At 31.5% G+C, this 4,858-nt stretch carries 5 protein-coding genes; all 5 read right to left on the reverse strand.

Features of this window, described 5'->3' with window-relative positions; all coding sequences use genetic code 11:
- Nucleotides 1-896 (reverse strand): IS3 family transposase (locus EZL74_RS12990; RefSeq protein ID WP_161971738.1); only part of this gene is annotated, 896 nt, incomplete at its 3' end.
- Nucleotides 824-1,234 carry a helix-turn-helix domain-containing protein gene (locus tag EZL74_RS12995; protein ID WP_131477093.1) on the reverse strand — a complete coding sequence of 137 codons (411 nt, stop codon included), beginning with the start codon at nucleotides 1,232-1,234 and terminating at the stop codon, nucleotides 824-826. The genes EZL74_RS12990 and EZL74_RS12995, both read right to left, overlap by 73 nt.
- Nucleotides 1,235-1,437: 203 nt before the next feature.
- The gene (locus tag EZL74_RS13000; protein ID WP_131477094.1) at nucleotides 1,438-3,213 is read right to left on the reverse strand and encodes a DUF6119 family protein; all 1,776 of its coding nucleotides are present in this window, start codon (nucleotides 3,211-3,213) and stop codon (nucleotides 1,438-1,440) included.
- A gap of 175 nt (nucleotides 3,214-3,388) precedes the next feature.
- Nucleotides 3,389-4,000: a hypothetical protein gene (locus EZL74_RS13005; protein WP_131477095.1), complete on the reverse strand. Its 612-nt coding sequence runs from the start codon at nucleotides 3,998-4,000 to the stop codon at nucleotides 3,389-3,391.
- Nucleotides 4,001-4,164: 164 nt separating this feature from the next.
- Entirely contained in the window at nucleotides 4,165-4,515 is a 351-nt protein-coding gene (locus EZL74_RS13010; protein WP_131477096.1) for a bleomycin resistance protein, read from the reverse strand.
- Between the last annotated feature and the right edge of the window lie 343 nt (nucleotides 4,516-4,858).

Genomic DNA, 4,858 nt, shown 5'->3' on the forward strand with positions numbered 1-4,858 from the left:
TAAGCTGCTTTTTTAGCATAGGATTTATAGGGTTGTTTATCATATTGTTTGTGTACTATTTGCGGTGTTTTTAAATCTAAACTCCAATGTAAACGTTTGTTGTTGTATATGTTTACAGCTTCGGCTATCATTTTTTGAGCGATTTCAATATTTCTAATAGTGTTTTTTAGCCCGAACTCATACTTCAAAATTCCGTTAATTCTTTCAGCTACTGCGTTTTCATACGGATCGTATTGTTGGGTTGTGCTGAGTATAAACCCTTTGTTTTGAGCAGATTCTGAGAAATCCGGGCAGCAATACTGAATTCCTCTGTCCGAGTGATGAATGATATTTTTATGGTTATAAATACAGTTTTTATAGGCCATTTCTAAAGCTTCTTTGACTAAAGAAACTCTCATGTTATCATCTAATTTCCAACCCATTATTTTCTTTGAGTAAGCATCTGTCACCAGTGCTAAATAAGCGTGACCACCATCAACTTTGATATAGGTTATATCGCTTACAAAGACTTGTTCTGCGTGAGATAAAGTTAAATCTTTGAGTAGGTTAGGTGATTTAAAAAAGAAGTGCTTAGAATCGGTTGTAATGTGAAAACGTTTTGTTTTCTTGACTAATAACCCATAGCTTCTAAGTAAATCGAAAAGCGCATCTCTTCCCATTTTGATATTGTTTGTAATGAGTTCATTTTGGATGTGTTCCAGTAGTTTTCTTGTACCTGTTTTAGGCATTTTAATTCTGATTTTGCGCACTAAATCGAGAACAATTTTGTGTTGTTGTTCTTTGATAAAATCGAATTTAATTCTTTGGTAATAAGCTTGTTTACTTATTCCGAAGCATTGATAGAGCCACTTTCTTTTGAAAGGTTTAGTCGCTTTTTCTCTATCTCTTTTGCTAATGCTTCGGGCAAATACTTTTTTGAAAGATGTTCACCGGTAATATGTTCGAAATCAGCAATAATATCTTGTTGGAAGTCTTTGACGAACTCCAGTTCTTCGATACGATCACGTAATTTTTTAATCTCGTCGTTTTTGCTCATGGCTTTGGATTTTCCTTCAAAGTTAGACAATTTCTTTGTCCAATAGGCAAGCGTTGCTCTGGATATACCGTACTTTTTAGAAGCATAATTGGCAGATATTTGTCCGTTATTAATTTCGGCAATGATAGAAAGTTTGAGATCAAAGCTAACTTTTTGATACTCATTTTTTCGACATGTTGTCTTTTTTGGTGTTTTCATAGGATACTAAAAGTGTTTAATTTTTAGTCAACCTATTTTAGGACGAGAGTCGACGCTGCATTACTGCTAACGTTCCGCGGCTTCGCGTCAGTAGCGGCAATTTAAGAAAAAATATTAAGCGGAAGACAAGGTTTCAGGAATCCGTTAGGATTCCGGCGCAATGCTTACCAGCTATTGCGCGAAACCGCTGTTACCAGCAGTTTTTATATTTTAGAAATATCGATAACTTTTATTCCAAATCTTCTAAAACCGCGCATTTCTCGTACTGTCTGGACAAGAGAATATTTAGCAATATTAGAGTCACTTAATTCAATTTTATCAATAGGTTTTTTTCCAGGATATGAATAGTTATTATAAGCCATAACAAATTCGATTGCTATTTCGTCATTAAGTATCTTTTCATATAGGTCTTGCGCATCGATGTTTGTGTTATGCTTTTTATTATATTTCTCTAGCGTTTTTATAAAATAACTACTGCCAACGTTATTGAATAAATCGTTGTTTAGTCTTTTTGCCGACAGTACAACTTGTATGTATAGATTACGCATTTGTGTTGTGAATCCATTTTTTACATGCACAAAATACAATGTCTTATTTTGATATATTAAAATATCACAAAGTTCAATATTATCCTTGAGTAATAACTTATCTAAAACAAAGTAATTCTGTTTTGTGTGGCTGTTATTGTAAGTGTCTTCATTCCATCCAGCTTGCCAACTGTTTAATAAATCTTCGGATAATTCATTTTGTGAGTAGGTTGAAATTGCATCTTTATTGACCCGTTCAAGAAATTTGTTATCAAGGTAATACCAATTTCCATCAACTCTAAAATATTTTTTTCCAAGATGAATTCTTTCGCAAACGATGTGTGAATAAAAATTTCCGAATGTTGATTCTTTATTGCCTACAATTCCTATTATATTTAAATCGAATAGTTTAGCGATTATCTCGCTTCTGTTCAAAATATTTTCTACGCTCTTAAATATATGTTCAGTACATTCAAAATACAAATCTTCTTTGTCTTTTACTATTCTGTCATTTTTACTCCATGTCTTTTTAAATCTTACTTTGAACTCATTACATTCAAAAAACTTATCAAGTTTTTTGGGGTTAATAACTTCAATGATTCCCTCTCGAAGTTTGTGTAGTTCTTGAGGATTGTTGTGTAATATAACATCATCAGCTATTTTTTCTTTTAAACCATTATCTAAATCTTGTAGTAACTGTTGCTCATCAATTCTTGAAAAAAGTGTGAGTTGCGTATAATTTGTTTTATCAGAGCGAATTTTATGAATATCTTTAATTAAGCTTTTCAGTTCTTCAAAGTCAATTTTCTTTCTTAAAGAAAAGTAAGAACCAATTTCCATTATCGATTTTGAATTATCTAAATCATATTTTTTGAATATACCTTTCTTTAATTCTTTTCTAACAATCACTTTTATTTTTTTTGGAATTTCTGAATATTCTAATGATTCACTAATCCTTTGATCATATGAAAATGTATTGTCCTTTTGTGCTATGTTACTGGCAACTCCTCTTGTACCAACTTTTAAAATGATATCTTCTTCTGGTTTTGCAAAGTGTTGATATAAATCAATTCCAAAATTATTATCCATAAAGGTTTGAATGACATTGAATCCGCTTCCACCAACAGTACAGTATATATTTGATTTATAAATTATAAACAAGACATAGGAGAATTCAATTATTTCAAAGTTTTGATTCTCGGCTAATTCACTGGGAAGAAATAATTTCCAATAATTTTGGTCTTTTGGCTGGTTGTAACAGTAAGTGAAAAATTCAAATTTATTTTGGGTGAAATTGTTCAAAGTTGGTTTGGCAACATTCAAATCAGTTTCTTGTGCATGCAAACCTCGTTTATGATTATCTCTGATGAATTCAATAATTTCCTTGTTAGATTTCTTTTTTAGTAAAAAGTTATTTTTATCGATAAGAAAGATTTTTAGATTAAACTTCATATGTAGAAATTTTATGATGTGTCGGAAAATTGCTGGTAACGTTTCGCGGCTTTACGTCTGTTGCGAAGTGCGAAACCGCGTGCTATCGGCTAAGATAGATATTATTACGGAAACTGAACGTGAATTTACCACAAAACTCGCAATAGCGTAAAACCGCTGTTACCAGCAGTAATATTTAACTAATCCATGTTGGAATTATTTTGTCTATTTTCCATTTACCATTAGTGTTTTTTAAGTAAACAATCCAACCGTTACCACATTTGTTTTTTTCACAACAATTATAAGAAATTGAAAATACCCCTTTTTCTTTAGAGTTATCTAATTTTATATTTGATAATCCTAATTCACCACAAAAAAATTTCTCATTATCATTTAATTTATTCTCTTTCAACTCTGAATAAAATTTGAAAATATATTTTCTGTCAGTCAGTTTGAATGACAGTTTATGAGAATTTAGATTTTTAATTCTTATGAGATTGTGATTAATTTTTGTAACGGTAGAGGAATCAATGTCCATTGAAGTATTTTTATAGTGTTTTAAAAAACCTATTTGTTCCTCTGCTGATAAAATTTCTGTTGAATCTTTTATGACTATCAGCATTTTATCATTTTCGTAAATCTTTTTGATGCTATCATTGTAAGGTGGTGGCAAAACACTAAATTGAATAGAATCTAATATGGGAACGAGCACACTTTCAAAAATTTGTTTTTCTGTTTCTGATGAAATTTCTTTTTTATTGCACGAAAACAATAGAATTATGAATATGGAAAAGATTATATTTTTCATGAAGTTGTCGAATTATTGCTGGTAACGTTTCGCGGCTTCGCGTCAGTAGCGGCAAGTTAAGAAAAAATAGTAAGCGGAAGGCAAGGTTTCAGGAATCCGATAGGATTCCGGCGCAATGCTAACGAGCTATTGCGCGAAACCGCTGTTAGCGGTAGTTGCATGAGTTATATACTTTGTCCAAAAGTCAATAGATTGTTGTCTGGGTCAAGTAAAGCAAATTCTCGTTGATTCCATGGCTTGTTTTCTAAAGGTCCGTTTGGATGGATTTCTACGTTTTCTTTTAATAAAGATTTGTAAAAATTGTCTATTTCATTAGTTCTTATGTAAACTTGTCCATAATTATCACTCGGATTGAGTTCTTTAAATTCAAAAAAGTGTAATTCTACATTATCTTTTCTAACAATCAAGTAATTTCCGTAGTCTGCCAATTCATCGAAGTTTAATTTTTTTACATAAAATTCTTTTGTCAGATTTAAATCTCGCATAGGTAATTTAGGACTGATTTCGGTAAGCATAATTTTTCAGTTTTTTTGAAGTTATTTTGGCGGGCAATTACCGCTAACGTTCCGCGGCTTGGCGCTGTAGCGGCTGGCGGAACGATTTATTTCTGTTAAAGATAAAAGTTTTTCGTAAAGAAAAACGTCAAGTTCACTAAGGAACAGCTATTGCGCTAAACCGCTGTTGTGCGACGGTTATTTCTTTGAAATCTCTTTAAATGTTTCAATACACTCTATCATTTTAGACATTCGAACAAAATCATTTTTTTCATCTACAATTGCAGTAATATAATAAAATTCAGTTTTACTTGTGGATGGGACTAAAAATCGAATCATTTCACATTTTCCAAAAACCTCACTT

The organism is Flavobacterium silvisoli, from assembly GCF_004329815.1.
In the GTDB taxonomy this organism is placed as follows: Bacteria; Bacteroidota; Bacteroidia; order Flavobacteriales; family Flavobacteriaceae; genus Flavobacterium; species Flavobacterium silvisoli.